This is a genomic window from Neptunomonas sp. ABH4_499 (genome assembly GCF_056160565.1).
In genome coordinates, this window is record NZ_JBSWXK010000018.1 from 1 (window position 1) to 24,022 (window position 24,022).

Here is a 24,022-nt window from a genome sequence, read left to right on the forward strand (position 1 = left end):
GTTGGAGGAATATCTAGCGAGCCACACTTCTAAGCCATGATTTGATGATAAAATGCCTACCAATACGGTGTATCGGTAGGCCACATAACTAAGCCCATTTCAAAGGATTGAAAACAGGTCATGAAACGCGAAGATTCAATCGTCACGCTTAACGATAAAGGGACGCTACTTGTCAGCCCTGACACCCACCACAAGTACCTCAAGAACTCGTTTATTTTCTTGTCGTTTTTGTTTTTCATGTCCATCTTTACTTTTTTCAGCAAAAATGAAGACTGGCTAATCAGCTATTATTATGCTTTTGATATAGATCAAGTCTATCAAAACTCTCGTAGCTCATGGTACGGCCGAGAACTAACGCAAGAGGAAATAGAACAAATAAAAATCGAAAATCCTGTTGACTCCCTACATGAAAAAAAGATGTTTTTTATTGAAAACTCACCCTTCATATTCCTTCTATCCCTGTGCTTTTATTTCATTTTTATCTTCAAAACCAAACCCAAGATCTTTATTGACCGAGAGCACGGCATTGCATGCTCCTATATTTTCAGCCGCCTCTACATCAGTCGGTTTGAGGATATTTTAGCGAAGAACAACCTGTACGAAGGTGCTTGGCCACCGTTTCATATGAACGCAAGGCATACGAATGATCATCCGCGCGGCCCGCTTTTTCTGTGTTTACAGCGCTACCAAAGCAAACGCACCGCCACGTTTTGGTTAGGGGATAATCCGGCCACCAGTACCTACATGAACACTGAATTAAAAGAGGCCATCATCGGTTTTATGACGGATTACGAACCCAAAACCGAAGAGCAGTGGCGCAAAGCCTTTGACATTAAGCACTCTGGTTGGCTTAGCAAAATACGTTCTAAAGCGGGCGAGTTTTCACTGTTTCCCGATCGCAGCGCGACTTTACCTAAGAAGGTGCAAAAGCAGTTGGAGGAATATCTAGCGAGCCATACGTCTAAGCCATGATTTGATGATAAAATGCCTGCCGATATGGCGTATCGGTAGGCCACATCACTAAGCCCATTTCAAAGGATTGAAAACAGGTCATGAAACTCGAAGCTTCAATCGTCACGCTTAACGATAAAGAGATGCTGCTTGTCAGCCCTGACACCCACCACAAGTACCTCAAAAACTCTTTCGTTTTTTTACTTTTCTCTATTTCATGTTTGCTAATATATTTTATATTTGACAACAGCACATGGATAAATAGCTACTATTTTGCTTTTGACCAAGAAAAAGCCTTTGAAATATCTTGGGGAAAGTATGGTGAATATTCCGCAGAGGAAAAAGAATATTTACAGAAAAAATACCCTATCAATACGACACATAGGAGAAAAGTTTTCTTTTTAGAAAATTCAATTTTTTTATTAATAGTAGCATGCTCCCTATATTTCATATTAATCTTGAAAACCAAACCGAAGATATTCATTGATAGGGAACACGGGATTGCCTACTCTTACCTTTTCAATCACCTATATATCAGTCGGTTTGAAGATATTTTGGCTAAGAATAATTTATACGAAGGCTCTTGGCCGCCGTTTCATCTGAACGCAAGACACACTACCGACCATCCGCGTGGTCCGCTCTTCCTGTGTTTGCAGCGCTATAACAGCAAACGCACTGGCACATTTTGGCTTGGAGATCACCCTGCAACCAGTACTTATATGAATACTGAACTTAAAGAAGCCATCATTGGCTTTATGACAGATTACGATTCAAAACCAGAGGAAGAATGGCGTAAAGCATTTGACTTAAAACACACTACTTGGCTTGGCAAAGTACGCTCTAAAATGGGTGAGTTTTCACTGTTTCCGGATCGTAGTGCAAACTTACCTAAGAAGGTGCAGAAGCAGTTAGATGAGTACCTTACGAAGCAGCACAGTAAAACCCTTAAACACAAGCATGGTCATGATTGACTGATCAAGCTTCGGAATGTAGCCTCTCGATGTCGCTCAGGATGAGCAAATCAAAAAAGGGAGTTCTCTATGCCATCCATACCAACATCCATTAATGGTGTTTCCATTGAGTTTTCAACCAAAGTAAACAACTCTGTTGATCTGAGGATCATTGATGCTTTGAAAGAGATCATCACCGACGATCTCGTGAAAAATCATAATCTATCTAAACTCTATATTTCATCAGCGAATGACCAACACAAGTCACCGAGTCGCCATGTTATGGGTAATGGAAAAGCTGTTGATATCTCGAGAATAAATGGCAAAAAGCTCATCTTAGCCTACGAATCAGATTCTGATGTGAAAGCCGTAGCTGACGCCATACAGAACAACTTTGAAGACTACCAGCACCGAAGAGAGAATTTTGGCCCTCTGTTCACGAAAAAGCTGGGGAAAGACTACCCTGTCAGTGGCCATAAGGATCACATCCACTTATCGGTAAACTAATATGAAATTACGCTCTGTATGCTTTGGAATTGTCTTTAGCGCACTCATCACAGGTTGCTCTACGACCCAAGAAAGTCACCTTCTTTACCCAGCAATGGCGTATGGCGAGGTGTCACTTTTGAATGAGATCCAAAGCGACGGTGAGAAGCAGTTATACATCAAGCTGTATAAGACACCTAAACACAACATTGCTTGCTCGGGTGAAACCGAGAACATCTGCCGATTCCAGTACACACTGTCGGTCGCAAGCTTTGACGAGCACCCCGAGGTCAATGTTTATCAGCTAGAGCCTGATTTCATTGAAAATATCTCTTGGGGTACAACGGATGAGATCGATACAGCGGTTTTGCACTTTAGCGGATCTAGCTCCAATGAGCCGGGAGCACCTGTGCGCCAATACCGAGCCGTAGTGACGCTCGACCAGCTAAAAGTCGAGTCGCTTTAGTACGCATTAGGCACGGCCGATTGTGCAGTGCCTAGCCTTTCCAGACTTCCCTCAACAACCGATACGACTCCCGACGGGCTAGTTGATCGTACACCGCACAGTTCACGATAAGCTCGTTGGCTTGGGTGCGGGCAATAAAGCGCTCTAACCCTGCTTTTACGGTGGTGGGGCTTCCGACAATGGAAGCGCCTAAGAAACTCTCGACTGAGGCAATTTCGTGTCCCTGCCAAAGCGCATCCATACTTTCAACGGGTGGCTGGAGCTTGCCGCGAGTGTTGCGAAAGATGCTGAGTACGTGTTGCTGCTGGGAGGTAAACAAGAACTCGGCTTCCTCATCCGTTTCCGCCACGATGATGTTAGTGCCCACCATGGCATAAGGTGCATCAAGATACGCCGACGGGGTAAAGTGATCCCGATAGATGGATAAGGCTTGATCCAAAAACGCTGGGGCGAACTGAGCCGCAAACGCAAAAGGTAAGCCCAGCTGACCGGCCAGTTGTGCGCTGAACCCGCTGGAACCTAATAACCAAATCGGGACTTCTAACCCTTCGCCGGGCACCGCCTTGACGCGGTTCTCGCCCCAAAAGTAGCGCATTAGCTCTTCCAACAATTGTGGGAAGTCGTCACCGGTATTGTGGGTAAGGCGTCTAAGGGCACGGGCAGTCAAACCATCGGAACCTGGCGCGCGACCTAATCCAAGGTCGATACGATTGGGATAGAGGGACTCCAACGTGCCAAACTGCTCTGCAATCACTAAAGGAGCGTGGTTAGGCAACATAATCCCACCGGAGCCTACGCGAATACGCTTGGTCGCACCCGCGACATGACCGATCAAGACGGAGGTCGCCGAGCTGGCGATGCCCTGCATATTGTGATGCTCGGCCATCCAGTAACGGGTGTAGCCCAGCTCATCCACCGCTTTCGCCAACGCCGTTGTATTGGCAAACGCATCGGCGGGCGTTTGCCCTTCCAACACGGGGCACAAATCCAGCACAGAAAACGCGGTGTTATCTAAGGTCTGCACAACATAACCTCCAGTAGTCATTCATAACGGCATTATGGAGTGCAAAGATCGTCATTCACACCAGATAGATAGGAACGCATTGTTGTTGAACGGTGGAATTACTATGGGTCAGCCCAATGGGTTTATAAGACTATTAAGCTATTTGAAAATTCGAGGATCAAATTCAAACTCTAACTTTTCATGGTTTTTAAAACTTTCTTCCATCGCGGGATGATTGGGATTAACCACGTAGTTGTTGTCTCTTGGGGAGATGGTTGATGGCACTTGTAAAGCAACATACTGAGGCTCTTCTGCATTCAAGAACTCATCACCAATTTCCTGCGTTTCTTCACCCGCGGGAATGTTTCTCCATGTGGCAGGTAGGGCATCTTCGTCCAGCTTTACGATAAGCTCGTCTGGTATATCTATCCGATAAAGATCGTATTGATCAATAATGTTTGGATCGTTATTTACGTGAACAAACACTTCCAACGCGCACAACGACTCGGATTCTGCGAAATAGAGAGCCTCGGTACCTTTGGAGTTCCATCGACCGCCGAAACGTTTTGCTCCCTCGGGGCTGAAAGGTGTATCCGCAAATTTCTTCTGAGTTAAACGGTAAAGCTTCATTAAGAGAAGACCCCGTGCTCAACTCTACCGATCAGATCTTTTACAATTTCATAGTCTACGGTCGTCGAAACCATATCCAATGGTCTTTTCCCACCTAAACCATAGACGCTCTCGCGCATCCATTCTAAAGCTCGCTTCTCATCATTAAACAGCTCGGTAGCTAACTTCATCAGCATCGCTAATCTATAGATGGCATCGCTTTCTTGGGTGCTAAAGCGCTCTTCATTTTTAAGTCGGCGCTTGATCGTGCTAACCGGAATATGAGTTACATTTCGGAACTCATTTTGGGATAGCTTTATCCTTTTTAAAATATTGTGGTATACCTTCGGTTCAAACCCTTGGTGCACTGCATCCGTACGCGCGGTTTTCACGTCTTCAATCCCAAGGCTGGACCAGAAGCTGGTTTTACTGCCTCGTTTAGGCTTAAAGCTTTTAAGTTTAACAGTAGCCATGGCAACCCTCCAATTTTTTAGACCATATGACCTTTAAATAATGGTCCAAATGAGCCATCAATGCAAGAAAGCACGTTTAACTGAGTGTTAGCCAGTAGCTGAGATACATAACCCCCTCACCGCAACCTTTCCACCAGCTCAACCCGTCGATTCTTCTGCTTACCACTCTCATCTGTGTTCGTTGCAGCAGGCGCAAAGGGGCCGACGCCTTGTGGGTCTAGGCGGGTGCGGTTTATGCCATAATCTTCAACCAGTGCATCCACCACGGCGTTCGCCCGCGCAATGGATAGATCAAGGTTATGCGCTTGCGCTCCGGTATCGTCGGTGTGGCCCACCACGTACAAGTTAAGCGTCGTGTTGCGCTCCAACAGAGTGGCGATGGCATCTAAGGCGGGCTTGGACTCGGGCTGGATCGTCGCTTGATCGGTATCAAAGTAGATACCGTAAATTAAGGCTTTACCGGTTTGGTTAATCTGCTCTTGAATCTCATCATCGGTGATGGTTAAAAGGCCGGTTTCGATCTCGTTTTCCTGAACGGTGATCTGCTCAACCCAACTTTCGTCCAGATACGCGCCAACATAGATCCCAACGTAGAGATCGCCTTCATCCCCCGCGCGCTTAGCCATCAGGTAATGGGGTTTGTGGTAGTAGTTATACACACTGTCGCTTTGCGACATCTGCCCACCCAAGGTTTGGGGTTCGATGCAGCGCTCTAATCGACATTCGCCAATGATCTCAAACTGGGCTTTTTCCAGCGCATCACGATAGTTTTCGAACACTTTTTGGGACGATGCGTGTTTGATCTCGTAGGTGTGATGGCTCACATCCCCTTGCAGTGTCAGGTCCGGTTGAGTTTGACCGTCGCTTTGCCACGGCAGGGTTACGTTTTCGGATTCCGCCCTTTGCGCTGTCCTAAGTGTCGCGCCGGGGTAGCGGGGCAATAAAGGGTTATCTTTGGCTTTTTCGGCTTCCGATAACGGCTCTACCGACGCTTCTGTACCGCTGTTTTGCAATGCAGCCGCGTTAAGGCTGACTAAACCAAGTTCCAACGGCTCGCTTTCAAGGATCGCTTGTTGAACGCGCACCTCATCATCGTATGCGCCAACGTAAAGCCCCACATAAACAGGCCCACGTGCACCTGCTTTTTCGGCAAGCAGGTAGTATGGTTTGCGGTAGTAGTTATAGACCTGCTCGGTTGGGGAGAGTGCCTCCCCCAGTTTTGCGGCTTGCTCTTCGGTGCCGCAGGCCTCCAGTTTGCACTCGAACACCGTGGTAAACCCACCATTGCTGAGGGCTGTGCGGTAGTTTTCGAACACTTTTTGGCTCGACACGTGCGGTATCTCGTAGGTGTATTGGTAGCGATCACCCACAAGGTTCATCACCGTCAGATCCGCTTCCCCAGGAACGGGCGCTGCGTCCGGCAGATCGAAAGCTTCGTAATCCCATTGCAGTGAATTCATCAGTTTGGCTTCTGGGTAGCCAGAGAGCAGAGGGTGCGTATCCGCCGCACTCACATGTGCTGTGGATAACATCAGCGCCACAGCGCCTAATAAACCGATCGATCTTTTCATACCTGCAACATCCTGTTACGTGTGCTGATTAACTCTCTTCTTACTGCTTTCTTACTACATTGCTACTGCGCTTCTTGGGCAATCGGGTTCTTTAACACGCCGATGCCGCTGATTTCGACTTCAATCACATCGTCAGGTTTCATATAAAGACGCGGTTTTCGAATCACACCCACACCGCCCGGCGTGCCTGTGACGATCACATCGCCCGACTGCAAGGTGCAAAAGGTCGAGATGTATTCGATCAACGCCGGCACATCAAAGATCAGATCCGAGAAGGGCGCGTGCTGCACTTGTTCCCCGTTTAAGCGGGTGGTCACGGTTTGATGTGGCAGTTGGTCGGCAGGGAACTCATCGGGCGTCACCATCCAAGGCCCGAAGGCGCCTGTGCCATCAAAGTTTTTACCGGCGGTAAATTGGCGGGTGTGCATCTGCCAGTCACGAATGCTGGCGTCGTTGTAGCAGCTGTAGCCGGCCACGTAATCAAACGCCTTATCTTTGGGGATATGGCGGCCCGTTTTACCGATGATCACCGCCAACTCACCCTCAAAATCGAGTTTTTCGGACACATTCGGGCGGATAATCGGCTCGCCATGCCCCACCTGCGTGGAGCTAAAGCGGGTAAAGAGCACAGGATGATCCATCTCCGACATACCGGTTTCAACGCGGTGGCTCTCGTAATTAAGGCCTACACACAGAATCTTCTCAGGGTCGGGAATCACCGGCAGCAAGGTCACCGCCGAGATAGGATAAGAGTCGCATCGCCCCTCGTACTCAGTAATATCAAACGGGTTCTCTAAAAATGCTTTTAGGGTGGTAATACTGGGTTCGCACAGACTCAAATCGTACAAAGTATTGCCATCAACCCATCCAAACCCGATGTGATCATTTACCTGAAAGCTGGCCAGTTTCATTGCGTCTCTCTTATCTATTTAGCGTGTGGTGATAGCGGTTAACGGCTCGGTTGGCCGCCACTCAGTGATCGTAATAACGGTTGATGATTGTCGTGCCACTGTTGAAGGTCATTACGCGCCTCCATCAGATCGATGCGCAGCCACATCAAGGTTTGCATCCATTCCTGACGGTCGTTGTCATCCCGACCGATCACTTCGCCATCTTTATTGCGAATCAGTCTAGGAGGGCGCATCGCCTCGCGCTGAGCGTGTTGGATTCGGCGCTCAATCTCATCGATACGTGATTCCAACCGGTAGCGTGCGTGACCCGGTGTGTAACCGGCTAAAAAGAGCTTGTCGTTGTCACCCTCGCAGGTGGCTTTGTAATCGCCGCCCTGCATCGCAAAGTAGTAACCCCGCTCGGTGGTGCAAAAGCGCTCCAGCCCTTTTTCAAAGCCCTGTTGATAATCCGACTCAACCGCCGCAATGCCGTACTTGATGCACGCCTCTTCGTGCTCGGCCAAACGGGCCGAGGTGTATCCATTCAGCGCATCATTAAGACCAATGTTGGTCCAATCGCCGCGAATGCACTCTTTTTCGTTAAGAGTGCTGCAGCCTTGAATCAGCAGCACGCTGGCAATAAGCGCGCTTATTAACCCTAAGCGCTTAGGGCTTAACAAGGTGAACGGTAGCGCCATCGGTTAACCCTCGCCGTTCAGTGCGCGCTCGATGACCGGCCACACAGTATCCAAAATCATCGGCTGCGCTTCAGCAGTGGGGTGAAGGCCATCGGATTGCATTAGGTCTGGGTTCAGTGCCACGCCTTCCAGCAAGAAGGGCACGTGTGGAGCGTCGTATTCGCTGGAAAGATCGCCAAAGAGGCTAAAGAATTGATCGGTGTAGCGCGGGCCGTAGTTAGGCGGCAGGTGAACGCCAACCATAATCGGCTTGGCCTTTTGCGCTAAGGATTGATCGATCAGGGCGCGTAAGTTACGTTCGATCAAGCGGATAGGCGTGGCTCGTAGGCCATCATTTGCGCCCAATTCGAGAACTATCCAATCCGGTTGGTGTCTTTTTAATAGATCGGGCAGACGCGTTAACCCTCCTTGCGTGGTTTCCCCACTGATGCTGGCATTGATGATCTGAGCGTCTATTCCTTGCTCGGTGACACGCTCTTGCAACAGTGACACCCAACCCTGCTCCGGTTTTAAGCGATACGCAGCCGATAGACTATCACCTAAGACTAATACGGTGGTTTGCGCCTGAGCCACTTGGCCCCATGCAAACAACCCAAATAAACACACGATCAAGATCGAACGGATACGTACCATGCCCGATACCACTCCCCTCACGTTAGCGCCCAGCATTGTTGCACACCAACTGAGCAAAACCTTTGATACCCATACAGGCCCACTGACGTTATTCGAATCATTGTCGCTTGAAATTCGCTCGGGGGAAACCGTTGCCATCATTGGTCAGTCCGGTGCGGGTAAATCCACATTGCTCAGTTTACTTGCCGGTTTGGACACGCCAAGCAGCGGAAACGTTCAGTTATCCGGTGTCGACCTTAGCCAGATGAGCGATGAAGAGCGCTCGGCATGGCGCGCCAAACACGTAGGCTTTATTTTCCAATCCTTCCATCTTTTACCGGAGCTCAGCGCGCTCGAAAACGTACAACTGCCACTGGATATTCGCGGCGAGGACAACAGCGCCGCAAAGGCCAAAGCCCTGTTAGAGCAAGTCGGCTTAGGTCATCGAGTGGATCACCGCCCATCGCAGCTATCGGGTGGCGAGCAGCAGCGCGTGGCGATTGCGCGGGCGTTTGTGACCGCACCCGATATTTTGTTTGCCGATGAACCCACCGGCAATCTAGATACCGACACCGGCGAGAGCATCATTGCCCAGTTGTTTGATTTAAACGCCAAGCACAACACCACCTTGATTCTGATCACCCACGACCGCGAGCTGGCCCAACGCTGTAACAGCCAGTTCCGCTTAGCCGATGGGGCACTCACCGAGGTTGGCGTATGAGTCTATTGAATCCGACGGTCAACCGATTAGCGTGGCGACAAACCAAAAGCCAATGGCGCAGGGCCGACTGGCGGGCGCTGTTGGCCTCTGTGTTTTTGATGACCACCTTGATCACGCTCCTGAGCCTCACGGGGGACCGCCTTCAAGGCTCGCTGGTACAGCGAAGCGCCGAAGTGCTGGGCGCGGATCTTATTTTAAGCAGCTCACGACCGATCACCGATGAGGAGCGCGCGCTCTGGCAGTCGAACGATCAGGTACGCGCTACCGAGGTCACCCAATTTACCACCGTGGTGGAGGGCGGCGATCAGATATTGCTCTCCTCGATTCGGGCCGTCACCAACCCATACCCGATGCGCGGCGAGATCATCACTCGCGACCCAGCAAAGAATGCACTGCCAGAGCCTGGTCATATCTGGGTTGAGGCATCGGTCTTGGAGCGCTTAGGCGTAAACGTGGGGGATACCGTTCACATCGGCTATGCGCCTTTGGTGATTGATCAGATCATCGAAAGCAGCCCAGACCGTGGCAGCGGCTTTCGAAGCTTTAACCCTCAGGTGATCATGCGATTGGAAGATCTTCCCGCCACGCAGGTCATCACCGATGGCAGTCGAGTACGCTACCGCGTGCTGTTTGCCGGTGAGATCGAACCGATCCAATCCCTTGAGGCCAACCTTAAGCCGGAGCTACCTAGCTGGCAGCGGGTGTTCACCGCACACGGGGATCAACCGGTCAGCCGAAACGCGATTGGTAATGCCGGTCAGTACCTCAAATTAAGCGCCCTGTTTGCTTTGTTGCTGGGCGCGATGGCGATCTTCCTAAGTCTTCGCCGCTTATCGGCCGACCAACAACATCGCATTGCACTGCTTCTAAGCCTTGGGCTGTCCCGATCTCAACTTCGCCAGCTATTAGGCACTCAGCTGCTCTTTGGCTGGGCGTTGGCGGCCATCCCCGGGACGATTCTGGGTGTGGTGTTACACGCGGCCGTGATGGCACTGCTTGGGGATCTACTCCCCAAACCCTTGCCGGATATCCACTACGGCATGTTGATCAGCAGTCCGTTATTGGCGCTGGTGATGCTGGTGCTGTTGGGGCTACCGACGCTTCTGCCGTTAAGCCAGATCTCGATCATGGCGCTGCTGCGTCAAAACACTCAGCAAAAGCTCAGTGCGTCCAAATGGGTTAACCTGATAACGCCGGTACTGCTGTACGCCTTATTGGTGCTGTTTATCGAGTCGTGGTGGATGGCGGCCTTGATGACCGTAGCACTGTTGTTGATGGGCTACTTGGCAGGCCTTGCCGTGCAAGCTTTGATTCAAGGACTCAGTAAACCACTGGCTAAACGCTTACGTTTGGCTTCACTGCTGACGCTTCGCATCCGCCAACAGCGTCACTGGCACCGCATTCAAGGGGCCGTCCTGACCTTGTTGCTGACGTTAATGACGGTACTGCTCTTTGCAAGGCAAGATCTGTTAAACGACTGGGAAAACCAACTTCCGGCCGATACGCCTAACCATTTTGTCATCAACATTCAGTCGTGGGAGCGCGATGCGGTCGCGGATTGGTTTGATCAAAACCAGATCGACACCACGCTTTACCCTATGATTCGTGGGCGTTTAACCTCCAAAAACGACTTACCGATCGAGCAAGCTTTCACGCCCGAGCAGCAAAAGCACAATGCGCTTAACCGCGAGCTGAACCTCTCGTTCGCAAGCGAGAAGCCTGCCCATAACCCGATCGTTGAGGGCGAGTGGCAAAGCGATGGCGATTCGATCTCCCTTGAGCAGGAGATGGCCCAAGAGCTTGGCTTAACATTGGGCGATACGCTGACCTTTACGGTCGGCAGCGATACCTTTACGGGGACAGTCACCAGCATCCGCACCGTGGAGTGGACCTCGTTCAGGCCCAACTTTTATGTGATCTTCACACCAGGCGTATTGGATCAGCTGCCAGCGACCTACATCACCAGTTTCAGACTCAGTGAGGCGGAAAAACCCAAGGCGACCGCGTTGGTCAAAGCCTTCCCGACCTTGACGATGATCGATGTGGACCAGCTGTTAAAACAGGCCGAGGAGCTGATTCAAAAACTCAGCGACTCAGCGTCCTTCATTATGGGGCTCACCGTGTTGTGCGGCCTGATCTTGGTGATTGCGACCTTGCAACAGGATTTGGCGAAACGCCAGTTTGAGACAGCGCTACTGCGTACCTTGGGCGCCACGAGCGAGCAAACCAAGCGACTGAACCATCTGGAGTACATCTTGATGGGCTTTAGCTGCGGTGTGCTGGCGGCGATTTTATCGGAGCTAGTCCTGCTTGGGATCTATCTTGGCCCCTTAGAGCTTGAGCCGACACTGCACCCGAACTTGTGGATTCTGCTTCCGGTGGTCGGCACCTTACTGTTTACGCTGACCGGCAGTTTGATCCGCAAGGGGATGGATGTGCAGCAAAGCTTTGCCTACTTGAAACAGCGGGAAGATTAACCCGCTTTTACACCCTAGAAGGACAGCCTTACTACCGAGGTACCACGGTGCCTTGTTAAGGGCAGTGCTACACTTACCTTTAGACGTTCTATGCGATCAAAAAAAGAAAAGAGGGTGGGTGCAACAATGGCACACAACGATGAGAACTTTCGCGACTCATCTGGCATTGGCTGGGTGATCATCAATCTTCTGGCTTTGCTGTGGATAACCATGCCGATCAGCATCGCCTTGATAACCGTTGTTCAGTGGTAAACCACGGTTGTCGATAAAACCGCCGTCCTTGGCGGTTTTTTTATGCGTTACTTCTCAAGACGGATCGTCTCAACGCCTTCTGGCGTGCTCATCAAGATGATGTCCGCACCACGGTTTGCAAACAGGCCATTGGTGACCACGCCCACAACGTTGTTGAGCAGGCGCTCTAGCTCTTTTGGATTTTCGATTTCAAGATCATGCACATCCAAGATCTCGTTACCGTTATCCGTCACCACGCCTTCGCGGTACACGGGTGCGCCATCCAGCTTCACAATCTCACGTGCTACATAAGAGCGCGCCATTGGGATCACCTCTACCGGCAGTGGGAAACCGCCTAGCAAATCCTTTTTCTTAGTCTGATCCACAATGCAGACAAACTCTTTGCTCGCCGCTGCAACAATCTTTTCGCGCGTTAGTGCCGCACCGCCGCCCTTGATCAGGTTAAGATAAGGGTCAAACTCATCAGCACCGTCCACATAGACTTCAAGCTGACCAACCGAGTTAAGATCGTACACAGGAATCCCGTGGCCTTTTAAACGCTCGGCCGTACCTTCGGAACTCGCCACCGCGCCATCAAACAGGTGCTTAACGTCCGCAAGCGCATCGATAAAGCAGTTTGCGGTTGATCCAGTACCAACACCGATGACGGCATCGCTGGTCAGTTTTGGACGAATGTAATCCAGCGCCGCCTTCGCTACGGCCTGTTTCATCTCATCTTGGGTCATTGTGGTCATGTGTGGAGTCCTGATCGTGGAATTTAGGGCAAATTATACGCAGCATTATTGCTGGCTTGTAGACGAAAAGCACGATCAAGGGTAGGATTTCCTGCTCACTTTTTATTCGCCTTGGGCGAATTTCGTTTTACCCCTCGCATATGGAATGTTCAGAATGCTTCACCATTACATCAAGAAAATCTTGGAAGCGCGCGTCTATGACGTTGCAGTCGAAACTCCGCTGGATGAAGCCCGCGGCCTGTCCGAGCGTCTGAACAACCGAATTATGCTCAAGCGAGAAGACCTACAGCCTGTCTTCTCGTTTAAAATCCGCGGCGCTTACAACAAGATGGCAAGCCTAACCGACGAGCAAAAAGCCGTTGGGGTTGTGGCGGCGTCTGCCGGTAACCACGCACAAGGCTTGGCCATGGCCGCACGCGAGATGGGCGTTAAAGCCACCATCGTGATGCCAAAAACCACGCCCGATGTGAAAGTGAACAACGTTAAACGTTTGGGCGGCAAAGTCGTGTTGCACGGCGATGCCTTTGATGAGGCTTCCGAGCACGCGCAAAAACTGGTGGAAGAGAAAGGCATGACCTACATCCACCCGTTTGACGACCCGGATGTGATCGCAGGCCAAGGCACTATCGGTATGGAGATTCTGCATCAAGAATCCGGACCGATCGAAGCCATCTTCGTCCCGGTTGGCGGTGGCGGTTTGGTGGCGGGTGTCGCTGCGTACGTGAAGTATCTGCGCCCAGAAACCAAAATCATCGGCGTCGAGCCTTATGAAGCGGCGTGCTTGTACGAAGCGATGAAAGCCGGCGAGCGGGTTACCTTGCCTCAAGTGGGCATCTTTGCCGACGGCGTAGCGGTGGCCCGAATCGGTAAAAATACCTTTGATTTGGCCAAAGAGTACGTTGATGAAGTGATTCTGGTCAGCACCGATGAGATCTGCGCAGCCGTTAAAGACATCTACGACGACACGCGCTCCATCTGTGAACCGGCCGGTGCCTTAGGTGTGGCAGGCCTTAAGAAGTACGCGCAACGCGAAGGGATCAGCGGAAAAACCCTGATCGCCATCGACTCAGGTGCCAACGTCAACTTCGACCGCTTACGCCACATCGCGGAGCGCTCCGAACTTGGCGAAAAACGCGAAGTGATCGTGGCAGCAAAAATCCCAGAGAAACCGGGCAGCTTTAAAAAGTTCTGCACCGCACTTGGCAAGCGCAACATCACGGAGTTCAACTACCGTTACAGCGATGACAGCACCGCCGTTGTGTTTGCGGGCATTCAAGTAAAACCCAATAACGATGGCCGCGATGAGCTACTCACCGAGATTCGAGAACACTTGGACGAGGTGGTTGATCTTACCGATGACGAAACCGCCAAGCTGCACGTACGCTACATGGTCGGCGGTCATGCGCCAGCTAACGTCGATAACGAAGTCGTGTACCGCTTTGAGTTTCCAGAGCGCCCCGGCGCACTGATGAAATTCCTGAGCAACTTAGGCGGTCGCTGGAATATCTCGATGTTCCACTACCGAAACCATGGCGCAGCGTACGGTCGAGTGCTGGTGGGTATGCAAGTGCCTGAAGAGGATCACCACCTAGTGACGCAGTTCTTGGACGAAATCGGCTATCAGTATTGGGATGAGACCCACAACGAAGCTTATAAGCTGTTCTTGGGATAAGCATCGCACACTAATAAAAAAGGCTCTTCGGAGCCTTTTTTATTGCCTATTTGTCAGGCGAATTAACATACATGCGTTTGAATTTTTTATAGATACTATTTAAGGTACTGAAACTAAAGGATTTAAGGTTTCTTAGCCCACTTATTGCTGTTTAATTAAGAGAAGTAACCCACAAGGAAGTAACATGAAAAAGCTTTTAGCCTCCCTTGGCCTGATGATTGCCGCATCAAGCGCCAACGCCTCCCTGTTCACTGAAACCCACTCCATCACCACCTCCGGTGAAGGGTCCATCGGTTTTACCCATTTTGAAGTGACGGATGCTGGCTATTTTTCCTTTTATACGCTGGACCCTACCTTCGACTCGATGCTGGTGCTGTTCCGAGACGACGGTATTTTAAGCCCAGACGATTTTCTGGCGACAGATGATGACTCTTGTACAGATGCGGTCTGCGGACCGGCTGATGAACATCTTAATGCGCTAATTGAAAACCGTTTTTTGAACATCGGTCACTACTTCTTAGCGACCGCAGAAAACCTCTCGGCGTTTGAGGTATTAATTGGCTCAACCTTTAACTGGGAAATAAGCGATATCACCGTGGTAGCCGAGATCGGCAGCTTAGACACAGGCTCTGCCAATGCGATGCTCGGTGAGCCTGCCGAAGCACCAGAACCATCAAGCTTAGCGCTCATGTGTTTAGGACTGTTTGGCCTAGCGGGCTGGGCACGCAAAAAGCGCAAAGCGTAAACACGCGTTGATCGCTCTACCTAAGCAGGGCGATCCCTCTCCGGGCTCATCATTTAAGCACCCTAACTAGTCAGCTTATTTAACAAACGCATGTTCAAATGTTTCTTTTTGGATACTATTAACACTCTAATCCACTGTTTTAAATACCTTTATCCCATCTGCGCCTGAGAATTGCTTATTAATCAGGGCGATAGCTCATTCAATAACTTGGGAAAGGTTAACATGAAAAAATTCTTAGCCGCTGCAGGATTAGTCGCCGCAGCTTCGAGTGCACACGCATCTTTATTTACAGAAACACATAACATTACAAGCTCTGGTGAAGGTTCCGTTGGATATAGCTATTTTGAAGTTACCACTGCTGGCTACTTCAATTTCTACACCATGGGCCCAACGATCGACCCTGTTCTTTACCTTTTTGAAGATGACGGCGTTTTAGGAACAGATGACTCTTTAACTTGGAATGATGACAGCTGCTCAACATCACTATGCGGGCCTGCCGGCGCTTTTCGTAACTCACTGATTTCAAATTACTATTTGGACTTAGGCAGCTACTTTTTAGCAGTATCTGACTTCGGTTTTAGTGCGAGCGAAGTCGTTTCTGGATTAAACTCCAACAACTTGACTGGCAATGTAACCATTGTGGCAGATATAGGCTCATTAGACAGCGGTAATGCGTATGCTGTGTTAAGTTCATCAGCAACCAGCGATGTACCAGAGCCATCATCATTGGCGCTGATGTCTTTAGGTATGTTGGGTTTAGCGGGCTGGGCACGCAAAAAGCGCAAAGCCTAATCACCATTTCAGCATAAAAGAAGGGGCCGTTCATCGCCCCTTTTTTATTTCAGTATGCTTTAGCGTTTAAGCCGGTACTTCCGGTGAGTGTGTGTGTACACCCCAAAAGGCTTTTACCGTGTATAGGGTTAACGACACAATCCCCCAAGTAAGCCCCAAAACAACGCCTGCATCCACAATACCCCGCCATGGCTGCGCCAAGTGATGCACTACTTGGATCAGCAGGATAATCCCGATGCTTAGGCAGAAGGTGACGATTTGACGGCGGCGAGTAATGTGGAAAAACCCCATACAAAAGAGGGGCGCCAAGATCGCGCGTACCGGGGTAACGTTTTCAGAAAGGTAGCGTATGCGCGCAGCCACGCGTGGTGAGAAGCCTTTTTGAAAGCCTTTATAGCCTTCGGCGAAGCCCATAAAACCGATGCTGATGGCCAGCGCAAGCCAGTGATACCAGATCAAAGGTTGTTCAAACATCTGCATTGCATAAGCCCCCAAGCGGTAAATTGCACTGCTAAAAATCAGCAAAATACCTGCGTAGCCCCAAAAGGCGGCTATGGAACCAAACATAAAACGACCTCAGATTTTCAGACGGTGGCGTAAACGCCTAGGTGTACAAATTATGTACGAAAGAGCGGCCGTATTATAGGGGATGGGATCAACAAAATCGACGCATAAAAAAAGCCGCCCAAGAAGGGCGGCCAAGTGCTTTTACACAAACAACATAGGGAGTCAGGGCACTCCCCAAGCCAGGATCAGTAGCCTTTCAGCTCATCAATGTACTCTGGCAACCACAGGGAGATCTCCGGTACATAGGTGATCAGACCCAAGAAGCCAAGCAACAGACACAGCCACGGCAGACATGCCTTGATGACCCAAACCATGTTCTGTCCGGTGATACCGGCGGTCACAAAGAGGTTAAGTCCCACAGGCGGCGTTAACATACCGATCTCCATGTTCACCACCATGATGATACCTAGGTGGATAGGGTCGATACCCAGCTGCATTGCGATTGGGAACAAGATAGGAGCCATGATCAGCAGGATCGCGGATGGCTCCATGAAGTTACCCGCCGCCAACAGCAACAAGTTCATGATGATCAGGAAGCCCCACGCTGGCAACCCCCAGTTTACAATCGCTTCAGCGATGGTGTGCGGGATACGCTCAGTGGTTAATACGTGTGCGAACAGCATTGCGTTGGCAATGATGAACAGCAGCATCAAAGAGACTTTGGACGCATCCAGAATCACTTTACGGACTTCTTTATCGAATACCGATTTCGGGAACGCCCACACCATTTGCAGCGTGTTACGCGCAATTGCAGCGCCTAGGGCTTCGCCCTCTTTACGCCATGGCACATTACGCAATGGACCGATGTCACGGTAGCCCATCACAGCGATGAAGTAACCGTAGACCGCCGCAACCGCAGCCGCTTCCGTTGGCGAGGCAATACCACCGTAGATAGAGCCCAGTACGATGATGATCAGCATCAGACCACCCAGTGCGATCACACCGGAGCGCGCTAGCTGACGAAAACCTGGGAATTTTTGCGAAGGCAGGCCTTTGATGCGTGCAACGATGTAGATCGCCACCATCAGGATCAAGCCCATCATCAGACCCGGAATGAAACCGGCCATGAACATACGTGATGCCGATACTTCGGTTGCCGCCGCGTACACCAGCATAACGATGGAAGGCGGGATCAAGATACCCAGCGTACCTGCGTTAGCAATAACGCCAGCCGCAAACGATTGTGGGTAACCAGAGCGCACCATACCTGCGATACAGATGGTACCGATCGCCGCGACCGTAGCAGGGGACGAACCCGATACCGCCGCAAACAGCATACACGCCATCACCGACGCCATCGCCAGACCACCCTTGATGTGGCCTACTGTATCCACAGCAAAGTTGATCAAACGCTTAGCAACACCACCTGTTGAAAGGAAGGTCGATGACAAGATGAAGAACGGGATCGCCATCAGCGTATAGTGCTCAGAGGTCGCTTCAAACAGCTTCAGAGCAACCGACGCCAATGAGTCGTTTGAGAAGATTAAGATCGTAGTGATCGATGACAAACCCAGTGCAATCGCGATCGGCATGCCGATCAACATGCAGCCGAATAGGGTGATAAACAGTACTGCGATGGTCATTATTTACCCTCCTTATTCGCGTGAGTGGATGCCAGCTCTTTCTCTTCGCTTTCTTGAAGCTCTTTAGCAAGCTCCATGGACTCTTTGGCTTCGTCAGCCATATGGAAGCCCAGCGTTTCGCCTTTGATCACACTCCAACCCAATTGCAGGAAGCGGATGATCAACAAGACAAAACCGATAACCAAGACACTCATTGGAATCCACTTAGGTACAGGTAAATCTTCCAGCTCGATACCGATCATCTTCATTTTGCTCAGATAGATCCAAGAGCCGTACAAGAACATACCGCAGTAGACCAGACACAGCGCGACCGCAATCAGGGTCAGCGTGCGTTGTACAGGATTAGGGAAGAGCTTAACGAACACATCCACACCGATGTGCGCGCCAACTTTAACGCCATAGGATGCACCAAAAAGTACAAACCATGCAGCGATCAATAACGTCACTTCCTGTGCCCAATGGATACCGGCATTGAAACCGAAGCGGGCCACCACTTCAGCAAATACCAGCAGGGTCATAGACACGATGAGGATCGACATAAAGCCTTCCTCAAATTGTCCAAACAGTTTTTTAATCATTGTTGCCACCCGTTGCGCTTTTTTACTTTTGTTTTTGGACTGACTCGCCTTTCACCAGACAATAGTCACAGGACAGCACTCAGCCAAGTGAGTACAGCTCTCCTCTGGGTATTGGGGGTGAAAAGGTGGGTCGATTGACCCACCTTGATTACTCAGAACGAGTAATTAGTTGTTTGCAGCTTCAGCCGCTTTGATCAGGTCAGCGCCGATATCGCCTTCGAATTTCTTCCAAACAGGCTTCATCGCTTCAACCCACTGTTGACGCTCAGCGTCAGTCAGTTTGATGACTTCAGAACGCTTAGAATCAATGATCGCTTGCTTGTCTTCTTCGCCTTTCTTAGCGGCAATGTCGTTACCGTAAGCGATAGACTCATCCAAAGCTTTCTTGATTTCTGTTTGCAGCTCTTCATCCAGACCCATCCAGAACTCAGCAGAGGTCACAACCAGGTAGTCCAAAACACCGTGGTTAGATTCGGTGATGTATGGCTGTACTTCGAAGAACTTCTTAGAATAGATGTTTGACCAAGTGTTTTCTTGACCATCGATCGCTTTGGTTTGCAGCAGGGTAAATACTTCTGAGAATGGCTTTTTCAGAGGTACAGCATCGACTTGCTCGAACTGCGCTTGCAGAACGTCAGAAGTCATGATTCGGAATTTTTTACCCGATGCATCAGCAGGAGTGCGCAAAGGAGTGCTTGCAGACAGCTGCTTCATACCATTGTGCAGGTAACCCAGACCTACCAGGCCTTTTTTCTGCAGGCTGTCTAACAGTTTTTGACCGTCTTCGCTTTGCTGGAATTTCTCAACAGCCGCCATGTCCTTGAACAGGAACGGCAGGTCAAAAATTTGCAGGCTGTCAGTGTACTTCTGGTACTTAGACAGTGCAGGCGCAGCCATTTGAACGTCGCCCAACAGCATCGCTTCCAGTACTTTGTTATCACCGAACAATTGAGAGTTAGGGAAAACAGATACTTCGACTTTACCTGCCAGACGCTCTTCTACCAATTCTTTGAATTTGATAGCCATCTGGCCTTTAGGTGTGTTTTCAGCAACCACGTGAGAGAACTTGATCTCAACCGGTGCAGCTGTAGCAGCTTGAGCACCCAGAGCCAGAGCGATTGAGGTCACAGCAGCAGTCAATAAACGCATAACGCATCTCCTGTTTTTGGAATTATTCAGATTTTTTTGCGTTCAAACCCGACCCAACATGTTTTGGTGTCAGATACACAATGACTTAGAAAGCACAAAGCAGGCCAACTAAGAAAAATCATTAAATTTCAAAAAGTTATATTTTTGATACTTTTGGAGAGACACCATAAGTGGCGAATATCCACCCATAGGTATAGTTGATAATGGGTGGATTTCCACCCAATACAGGAGATACTTACGGTTTATAGTCGTTTTTATCCAGCCCGTACTTTTTCATTTTGTCGTACAAGGTCTTACGGGGCAGGCCAAGACTGACCAAGGTATCCTTAATAGACCCGCCATGACTGGAGAGTTCCGCTTGCAGCAGCATTTTTTCAAAACGCTCAAGCTGCTCGGGTAACGTCATCTTGCCGCTTTGCGCCGCATCCGTGATGGGGCGGTTATCAAAGTCAAACGTGCAGCTCTCGCCCAGTAACACGTAACGCTCGGCCAAGTTGCGAAGCTCTCGCACATTGCCCGGCCAATCGTGAGTCACCAAAGAGTGCATCCGCTCTGCCGAGATGGGCGGCACCTCTCGACCATATTGCGCCGCAGCCAAAATGGAAAAGTGCTGGAACAACAAAGGGATATCGTCGATGCGTTCACGCAATGGGGGGATATCCACCCGTACAACGTTTAAACGGTAGTATAAATCTTCCCGAAACTCGCCTCGCTCGGCCATCTCTTTAAGATCAGTCTTACTGGCGGCGATCACTCGAATATCAATCGGGATCACCTCGTTGGAGCCTAAGCGCTCTATGGCGCGCTCCTCAAGGACACGTAACAGTTTGACCTGCAGTGCCAATGGCATGCTCTCGATCTCATCGAGGAACAAAGTACCGCCATTAGCGTGCTCGAACTTACCGATTCGGCGTGCTTTCGCGTCCGTAAACGCGCCTTTCTCATGGCCGAACAGCTCACTCTCAATGAGGTTCTCAGGTACAGCACCACAGTTGATTGCAACAAAGTTGTTACTTTTACGATTGCTGTGCTCATGAATGTAGCGCGCCAGCAAGTCTTTACCGGAGCCTGTCTCGGCCAAAATCAGGATGTCCGCGGGGGTATCGCCCACGGCATGCACCATACGGCGAAGCGTCTGAATAGCGGGCGTATTACCAATGATGCGAGGCCCAGGGGCTGAGTGTGCTTCAAGCTCTTGTTTTAGGCGACGGTTTTCAAGAGTCAGTCTGCGTTTTTCCATCGCACGCTTTACGATGTCGAGCAGCACCTCGGTCGAGAACGGCTTTTCAATAAAATCATACGCACCATCGCGCATCGCACTGACCGCCATGGAGATATCACCATGCCCGGTAATCAAAATGATCGGCAAGTCGGGGTCGATTGACACCACCTGCTTCATCAAGGCCAAACCATCCATACCCGGCATGTTGATGTCGGTCACAATAACGCCCGGCCAATCATCGGTCAGGGATTCCAAAGCTTTTTCCGCCCGATCCATCGTGACGACATCGTATCCACCCAACTCCAACGTTTGGCCGGCCGATAAACGGATGTGTTCCTCATCGTCCACCAGCATGACCGACTGAATGGGGTTGATCTCCAATGGCTGCATAACTCTCCTCGTGATCGTGGCGGGTTTTCACCCAACTAAGTGTAAGACCTTACAGGGTGGTCAGTTGTTGTGAAAAATCTTTTTCAGGGTCCGATGGTAAAGCAATTCGGAACACCGCACCGCCGTCTGGGTGGTTGGCGACCGATAGCTCACCGTCCATACTTGCGATGATCCGATGCGATATCGATAACCCCAAGCCAAGGCCGCTGCCGGCTTTTTTGGTGGTGTAAAACGGCTCAAACACCCGTGATAGATCCTTCTCGGGAATTCCCGGACCAAAGTCACGAATGTACAGCACCTGCAAAGTGGATTCATACGCCCAAGTGATCTCAATGTGCCGCTCGTCGCTGTCCTGCATGGCCTGAATCGCATTACCCAGCAGGTTAACCAACACCTGCTCGATACGGACGATGTCCCCCAGCACGTAGCAGCGCTCCAAATCCTGTGGCCAATCGATCTGAACCGGTTCTCGATCCAAGCGGCCATACATGATCGACATGGCCCCATCGCGCACCGAGCGCAAACACACCGATTCTTTTTGCCCAGTCGTTTTACGCGAAAACTCTTTTAACGGGTGAATGATCTTCGCCATACGATCCGTTAACTGGCTGATTTCACGCAGATTACGCTCGACCGTTTCGGTTTTACCCATGCTCAGAAACTGACGGCCGTTATCCGCGTAAGCACGAATCGCCGTCAGTGGCTGATTCAGTTCGTGGTTAATCCCAGCCGACATCTGGCCCAACACCGCGAGCTTCGCTGTTTGGATCAGCTCGTTTTGGGTCACGGTGTGCTGATGAATCTCATCGCGCAGTTTGTGGTTAGCACGGGTCAGGTCCGCCGTGCGGTCTTTTACGCGGTGTTCCAACTCCTGTCGGGCGGTTTGTAGCGCCTGCTCGTACTCTTTACGCTCGGTGATGTCGTGTATGGTGATCAAAAATTGCGAGCCGGTATCCAGCGGCATCTGTCCGATGGTCAGCTCCACCGGGAAGAAATGGCCATCGTGACGACGCCCTTGCGCTTCGATGGTCAACTCCTGCGCGGTGGTCGGCGGCGCCCCCTCCGCATATTGCGTAATGTGCTGCCAACACACGGCACGGTCGCCATGGGCCAATAATTGGCTGAAAAACGAGCCAATCAATTGATCCTCACGATAATCAAAGAGCTTTTCAGCCGTCTGGTTAAAGCCTTCGATTCGGCCCTGAGCATCCAGCGTTATCAAACCCGCCTTGGTGGTATCGATGATGGCGCGGACACGCGTCTCATTTTTTTCCAGCGTTTTGAGTTCGCGCAACTTAAACTGGGAGCGCTCTTTCGTGATGCGATGGCGAATCGAGAGCACTAAGAACAACAGGATGATCGCAAAGTAGATAAACGCCGCTAAGATCATCGCACTGAGCGCCCGACGCTCCACGGCCTTCATGCTACCCAAGATCACCACACGAAACCCCGCGCCCTCTACTTGCGTGCTCTGCATCAAGAAATCCTGTGCTTTAACGCCATCCAACGCGCTGTTCTTAATCTCGGTGCTGTTGACGAGGGTGATGATCTCGCTGCCATCTTCGCGATCCTCTTTTTTGATCACATCCAACGAGGAGAGTGGGCCAGTGCCATAACGAAGGCTTTCCATGATGCGTTGCAGATCTTGCTGGGAAAGGGGCTTTAACGTGTGGAACTTCCACTCAGGGCGAGTCGAGATAAAGATCACGCCATCTTCATCGGTTACCAGCAGGTCGATATCTGGGTCGTTCCAGTCCTCTTCGATCTCGTTCAGGTCGATTTTAACGACGACCGCACCGTAGATCTTGCCACGATGCTCAACCGGATACGCAAAGAAGTAACCGCGCTTTTTGGAGGTGGTCCCAAGCGCAAAATAGCGACCGCTTTTGCCCGCCATCGCGTCCTGAAAGTAGGGACGGAAATTAAAGTTACGCCCAACAAACGAGCGCTCTTGGCTCCAGTTACTGGCCGCAATGGTGACGCCCTCGGCGTTCATCAAGTAAGTATCAGAGGCGCCGATTACCTCGTTGACCTGTTCAAGGTAGAGATTCGCCCGCATGCGCGCATCGGAGCTTTTGTCGTACAGTAGGGTGTTGATCAGCTCCGAGTGGGTCGAGAGCAATCGTGGCAGATCCTTATAGCGATCCAAAATCTGCGACAAGCTGAGCGCATAGCGATTTAAATCCGCTTTGGTTTGCTGCTGCATGGTCTCGATGCCGTTTTGTTGACTGAGCACCGACACCTGAACCAGCATCACAATGAAGCCTGTGATCAGGAGTGCAACAATCATTGATCGAGAGGGGCTGAACAAGTTGGCCAGAAAACAATCCTACGAAGCGCACCGCTTCTGTATTGATCTTGACGAATGAACCCTGCAATTCAAGCAAGATTCTCTAGTATTATAAGGTAGCTGTCATAGTCAGCTGATATG

24 protein-coding genes are annotated in these 24,022 nt (G+C 50.5%); 10 read left to right on the plus strand and 14 right to left on the minus strand.

The features are described 5' to 3' along the window. The first annotated feature begins 120 nt into the window (after positions 1 to 120). The 4 genes from ACXAF9_RS15565 (at position 121) to ACXAF9_RS15580 (ending at position 2,853) form a co-directional block, all read left to right on the plus strand. Positions 121 to 972: a hypothetical protein gene (locus ACXAF9_RS15565; RefSeq protein ID WP_475075610.1), complete on the plus strand. Its 852-nt coding sequence runs from the start codon at positions 121 to 123 to the stop codon at positions 970 to 972. Between the two features lie 80 nt (positions 973 to 1,052). Next, positions 1,053 to 1,922 (plus strand): hypothetical protein, encoded by an 870-nt coding sequence (locus ACXAF9_RS15570; protein WP_475075611.1) that lies wholly within the window; start codon positions 1,053 to 1,055, stop codon positions 1,920 to 1,922. 69 nt (positions 1,923 to 1,991) lie between these two features. Continuing rightward, on the plus strand, positions 1,992 to 2,408 hold the full coding sequence (locus ACXAF9_RS15575) for a hypothetical protein (protein WP_475075612.1): 417 nt from the start codon (positions 1,992 to 1,994) through the stop codon (positions 2,406 to 2,408). 1 nt (position 2,409) lies between these two features. After that, complete coding sequence (locus ACXAF9_RS15580) at positions 2,410 to 2,853, plus strand: hypothetical protein (protein WP_475075613.1); 444 nt, start codon at positions 2,410 to 2,412, stop codon at positions 2,851 to 2,853. A 31-nt stretch (positions 2,854 to 2,884) separates the two neighbouring features. On the opposite strand, the gene ACXAF9_RS15585 is transcribed toward ACXAF9_RS15580, so the two are convergent. The 7 genes from ACXAF9_RS15585 to ACXAF9_RS15615 all read right to left on the minus strand — a co-directional run bounded on the left by ACXAF9_RS15585 (position 2,885) and on the right by ACXAF9_RS15615 (position 8,730). Continuing rightward, positions 2,885 to 3,877: an LLM class flavin-dependent oxidoreductase gene (locus ACXAF9_RS15585; RefSeq protein WP_475075614.1), complete on the minus strand. Its 993-nt coding sequence runs from the start codon at positions 3,875 to 3,877 to the stop codon at positions 2,885 to 2,887. A 138-nt stretch (positions 3,878 to 4,015) separates the two neighbouring features. Next, positions 4,016 to 4,486: an RES family NAD+ phosphorylase gene (locus ACXAF9_RS15590; protein WP_475075615.1), complete on the minus strand. Its 471-nt coding sequence runs from the start codon at positions 4,484 to 4,486 to the stop codon at positions 4,016 to 4,018. Further along, a complete protein-coding gene (gene parS / locus ACXAF9_RS15595; RefSeq protein WP_475075616.1) occupies positions 4,486 to 4,938 on the minus strand; it encodes a type II RES/Xre toxin-antitoxin system antitoxin in 453 nt (150 codons plus the stop codon). Before parS ends, ACXAF9_RS15590 begins: the two co-directional genes overlap by 1 nt. A gap of 116 nt (positions 4,939 to 5,054) precedes the next feature. Beyond that, positions 5,055 to 6,509, minus strand: coding sequence for an OmpA family protein (locus ACXAF9_RS15600; RefSeq protein WP_475075617.1), 1,455 nt, complete (start codon positions 6,507 to 6,509; stop codon positions 5,055 to 5,057). 62 nt (positions 6,510 to 6,571) lie between these two features. Further along, complete coding sequence (locus ACXAF9_RS15605) at positions 6,572 to 7,420, minus strand: fumarylacetoacetate hydrolase family protein (protein ID WP_475075618.1); 849 nt, start codon at positions 7,418 to 7,420, stop codon at positions 6,572 to 6,574. Between the two features lie 38 nt (positions 7,421 to 7,458). Further along, the gene (locus tag ACXAF9_RS15610) at positions 7,459 to 8,097 is read right to left on the minus strand and encodes a DUF2799 domain-containing protein (protein ID WP_475075619.1); all 639 of its coding nucleotides are present in this window, start codon (positions 8,095 to 8,097) and stop codon (positions 7,459 to 7,461) included. Between the two features lie 3 nt (positions 8,098 to 8,100). Next, entirely contained in the window at positions 8,101 to 8,730 is a 630-nt protein-coding gene (locus ACXAF9_RS15615) for an arylesterase (RefSeq protein ID WP_475075620.1), read from the minus strand. On the opposite strand from ACXAF9_RS15615, the gene ACXAF9_RS15620 reads away from it, so the two are divergent. The 3 genes from ACXAF9_RS15620 to ACXAF9_RS15630 all read left to right on the plus strand — a co-directional run bounded on the left by ACXAF9_RS15620 (position 8,729) and on the right by ACXAF9_RS15630 (position 12,159). Then, positions 8,729 to 9,430 carry an ABC transporter ATP-binding protein gene (locus ACXAF9_RS15620; protein ID WP_475075621.1) on the plus strand — a complete coding sequence of 234 codons (702 nt, stop codon included), beginning with the start codon at positions 8,729 to 8,731 and terminating at the stop codon, positions 9,428 to 9,430. The two genes, ACXAF9_RS15615 and ACXAF9_RS15620, sit on opposite strands and share 2 nt — an antisense overlap. Then, positions 9,427 to 11,907 (plus strand): ABC transporter permease, encoded by a 2,481-nt coding sequence (locus tag ACXAF9_RS15625; protein WP_475075622.1) that lies wholly within the window; start codon positions 9,427 to 9,429, stop codon positions 11,905 to 11,907. The genes ACXAF9_RS15620 and ACXAF9_RS15625 overlap by 4 nt, the downstream gene beginning before the upstream one ends. Positions 11,908 to 12,033: 126 nt before the next feature. Then, entirely contained in the window at positions 12,034 to 12,159 is a 126-nt protein-coding gene (locus tag ACXAF9_RS15630; protein WP_475075623.1) for a hypothetical protein, read from the plus strand. Positions 12,160 to 12,206: 47 nt separating this feature from the next. Here the strand turns inward: ACXAF9_RS15630 and rpiA are convergent, their stop codons facing one another. Further along, entirely contained in the window at positions 12,207 to 12,884 is a 678-nt protein-coding gene (rpiA, locus tag ACXAF9_RS15635; RefSeq protein WP_475075708.1) for a ribose-5-phosphate isomerase RpiA, read from the minus strand. Between the two features lie 163 nt (positions 12,885 to 13,047). On the opposite strand from rpiA, the gene ilvA reads away from it, so the two are divergent. From ilvA to ACXAF9_RS15650, 3 genes are all read left to right on the plus strand, one after another. Continuing rightward, positions 13,048 to 14,565, plus strand: coding sequence for a threonine ammonia-lyase, biosynthetic (gene ilvA / locus ACXAF9_RS15640; RefSeq protein ID WP_475075624.1), 1,518 nt, complete (start codon positions 13,048 to 13,050; stop codon positions 14,563 to 14,565). 184 nt (positions 14,566 to 14,749) lie between these two features. Then, positions 14,750 to 15,310, plus strand: coding sequence for a DVUA0089 family protein (locus ACXAF9_RS15645; RefSeq protein WP_475075625.1), 561 nt, complete (start codon positions 14,750 to 14,752; stop codon positions 15,308 to 15,310). Between the two features lie 222 nt (positions 15,311 to 15,532). Beyond that, positions 15,533 to 16,102: a PEP-CTERM sorting domain-containing protein gene (locus tag ACXAF9_RS15650; RefSeq protein ID WP_475075627.1), complete on the plus strand. Its 570-nt coding sequence runs from the start codon at positions 15,533 to 15,535 to the stop codon at positions 16,100 to 16,102. Between the two features lie 66 nt (positions 16,103 to 16,168). On the opposite strand, the gene ACXAF9_RS15655 is transcribed toward ACXAF9_RS15650, so the two are convergent. The 6 genes from ACXAF9_RS15655 to ACXAF9_RS15680 all read right to left on the minus strand — a co-directional run bounded on the left by ACXAF9_RS15655 (position 16,169) and on the right by ACXAF9_RS15680 (position 23,881). Then, complete coding sequence (locus ACXAF9_RS15655; protein ID WP_475075629.1) at positions 16,169 to 16,669, minus strand: hypothetical protein; 501 nt, start codon at positions 16,667 to 16,669, stop codon at positions 16,169 to 16,171. Between the two features lie 185 nt (positions 16,670 to 16,854). Then, positions 16,855 to 18,252 (minus strand): TRAP transporter large permease, encoded by a 1,398-nt coding sequence (locus tag ACXAF9_RS15660; RefSeq protein ID WP_475075632.1) that lies wholly within the window; start codon positions 18,250 to 18,252, stop codon positions 16,855 to 16,857. After that, positions 18,252 to 18,830 carry a TRAP transporter small permease gene (locus ACXAF9_RS15665; protein WP_475075635.1) on the minus strand — a complete coding sequence of 193 codons (579 nt, stop codon included), beginning with the start codon at positions 18,828 to 18,830 and terminating at the stop codon, positions 18,252 to 18,254. Before ACXAF9_RS15665 ends, ACXAF9_RS15660 begins: the two co-directional genes overlap by 1 nt. Before the next feature lie 165 nt (positions 18,831 to 18,995). Next, on the minus strand, positions 18,996 to 19,979 hold the full coding sequence (locus ACXAF9_RS15670; protein WP_475075637.1) for a TRAP transporter substrate-binding protein: 984 nt from the start codon (positions 19,977 to 19,979) through the stop codon (positions 18,996 to 18,998). Between the two features lie 235 nt (positions 19,980 to 20,214). Beyond that, complete coding sequence (locus ACXAF9_RS15675) at positions 20,215 to 21,591, minus strand: sigma-54-dependent transcriptional regulator (RefSeq protein WP_475075638.1); 1,377 nt, start codon at positions 21,589 to 21,591, stop codon at positions 20,215 to 20,217. 49 nt (positions 21,592 to 21,640) lie between these two features. Beyond that, on the minus strand, positions 21,641 to 23,881 hold the full coding sequence (locus ACXAF9_RS15680) for an ATP-binding protein (protein ID WP_475075640.1): 2,241 nt from the start codon (positions 23,879 to 23,881) through the stop codon (positions 21,641 to 21,643). Positions 23,882 to 24,022: the final 141 nt, after the last annotated feature.

Excerpts from the sequence above, each read along its gene's own strand:
- ACXAF9_RS15565 (WP_475075610.1), top strand. The coding sequence starts at position 121 with ATGAAACGCGAAGATTCAATCGTCACGCTTAACGATAAAGGGACGCTA.
- ACXAF9_RS15570 (WP_475075611.1), top strand. The coding sequence starts at position 1,053 with ATGAAACTCGAAGCTTCAATCGTCACGCTTAACGATAAAGAGATGCTG.
- ACXAF9_RS15575 (WP_475075612.1), top strand. The coding sequence starts at position 1,992 with ATGCCATCCATACCAACATCCATTAATGGTGTTTCCATTGAGTTTTCA.
- ACXAF9_RS15580 (WP_475075613.1), top strand. The coding sequence starts at position 2,410 with ATGAAATTACGCTCTGTATGCTTTGGAATTGTCTTTAGCGCACTCATC.
- ACXAF9_RS15590 (WP_475075615.1), bottom strand. The coding sequence starts at position 4,486 with ATGAAGCTTTACCGTTTAACTCAGAAGAAATTTGCGGATACACCTTTC.
- parS (WP_475075616.1), bottom strand. The coding sequence starts at position 4,938 with ATGGCTACTGTTAAACTTAAAAGCTTTAAGCCTAAACGAGGCAGTAAA.
- ACXAF9_RS15600 (WP_475075617.1), bottom strand. The coding sequence starts at position 6,509 with ATGAAAAGATCGATCGGTTTATTAGGCGCTGTGGCGCTGATGTTATCC.
- ACXAF9_RS15605 (WP_475075618.1), bottom strand. The coding sequence starts at position 7,420 with ATGAAACTGGCCAGCTTTCAGGTAAATGATCACATCGGGTTTGGATGG.
- ACXAF9_RS15610 (WP_475075619.1), bottom strand. The coding sequence starts at position 8,097 with ATGGCGCTACCGTTCACCTTGTTAAGCCCTAAGCGCTTAGGGTTAATA.
- ACXAF9_RS15620 (WP_475075621.1), top strand. The coding sequence starts at position 8,729 with ATGCCCGATACCACTCCCCTCACGTTAGCGCCCAGCATTGTTGCACAC.
- ACXAF9_RS15615 (WP_475075620.1), bottom strand. The coding sequence starts at position 8,730 with ATGGTACGTATCCGTTCGATCTTGATCGTGTGTTTATTTGGGTTGTTT.
- ACXAF9_RS15625 (WP_475075622.1), top strand. The coding sequence starts at position 9,427 with ATGAGTCTATTGAATCCGACGGTCAACCGATTAGCGTGGCGACAAACC.
- ACXAF9_RS15630 (WP_475075623.1), top strand. The coding sequence starts at position 12,034 with ATGGCACACAACGATGAGAACTTTCGCGACTCATCTGGCATTGGCTGG.
- rpiA (WP_475075708.1), bottom strand. The coding sequence starts at position 12,884 with ATGACCCAAGATGAGATGAAACAGGCCGTAGCGAAGGCGGCGCTGGAT.
- ilvA (WP_475075624.1), top strand. The coding sequence starts at position 13,048 with ATGCTTCACCATTACATCAAGAAAATCTTGGAAGCGCGCGTCTATGAC.
- ACXAF9_RS15645 (WP_475075625.1), top strand. The coding sequence starts at position 14,750 with ATGAAAAAGCTTTTAGCCTCCCTTGGCCTGATGATTGCCGCATCAAGC.
- ACXAF9_RS15650 (WP_475075627.1), top strand. The coding sequence starts at position 15,533 with ATGAAAAAATTCTTAGCCGCTGCAGGATTAGTCGCCGCAGCTTCGAGT.
- ACXAF9_RS15655 (WP_475075629.1), bottom strand. The coding sequence starts at position 16,669 with ATGTTTGGTTCCATAGCCGCCTTTTGGGGCTACGCAGGTATTTTGCTG.
- ACXAF9_RS15660 (WP_475075632.1), bottom strand. The coding sequence starts at position 18,252 with ATGACCATCGCAGTACTGTTTATCACCCTATTCGGCTGCATGTTGATC.
- ACXAF9_RS15665 (WP_475075635.1), bottom strand. The coding sequence starts at position 18,830 with ATGATTAAAAAACTGTTTGGACAATTTGAGGAAGGCTTTATGTCGATC.
- ACXAF9_RS15670 (WP_475075637.1), bottom strand. The coding sequence starts at position 19,979 with ATGCGTTTATTGACTGCTGCTGTGACCTCAATCGCTCTGGCTCTGGGT.
- ACXAF9_RS15675 (WP_475075638.1), bottom strand. The coding sequence starts at position 21,591 with ATGCAGCCATTGGAGATCAACCCCATTCAGTCGGTCATGCTGGTGGAC.
- ACXAF9_RS15680 (WP_475075640.1), bottom strand. The coding sequence starts at position 23,881 with ATGATTGTTGCACTCCTGATCACAGGCTTCATTGTGATGCTGGTTCAG.